This window comes from Vibrio sp. 378 (genome assembly GCF_033339435.1).
Window position 1 is genome coordinate 1 of sequence record NZ_JAWOUO010000683.1, and the last position, 645, is coordinate 645.

1 protein-coding gene is annotated in these 645 nt (G+C 50.2%); it reads right to left on the reverse strand.

What is annotated here, in order from left to right:
- Positions 1-616 (reverse strand): LysR family transcriptional regulator (locus R7Q48_RS28250; RefSeq protein WP_318133630.1); only part of this gene is annotated, 616 nt, incomplete at its 3' end.
- Positions 617-645: the final 29 nt, after the last annotated feature.

Sequence of the window (645 nt, forward strand, 5' to 3'; positions counted from 1 at the left end):
CATCACTGATGGCAATCATCGCGTGAGGGTGGCTCAAATAGTCGTCCAAACTCATCTCTTGATTCGCCAAAGGATGCTGTTTGGACAGTAAACACAACACGCCAACGCGACCAAGAATCTCGCTACGCAGCGGCTCTACGGGGCCTGTTGGGCGACAAATGGCGAGATCGGCCCCTTCATAAGTCAACTGATCGGATAAACGGTCATGCTGCAAAGGCAAAAAGTTAAACGACACATTCGGCGCTTCTTGATAAATGCGCGGTAAAGCAAACGGCAGAATGGTTTGCATAGCGTAGTCCGTGGTCGCGATGGTGAACGTCTGATCGCACTGCTGAGGATCGAACTCGACGGGCGACAACAATTGGCGCAGCGATTCCAACGGTTCACCTAAAGAGCGATCAATTTCTAGCGCTTTTTGGGTTGGGATCAAGTGTTGACCTTGGCGCGTAAACAGCGGATCGCCAAGCAGATCGCGTAATCGCCCTAACACACGACTCATCGCCGATTGGCTTAAATTAAGGCGAGTTGCCGCCTTACTGACGCTGCTTTCTTCAATCAGTACACGCAACGCGACTAATAAATTCAGATCTCGGCGATAGATGTCTTCTAGTTCCACGATTTGCCACTTACAATGCGAAGGTTTAA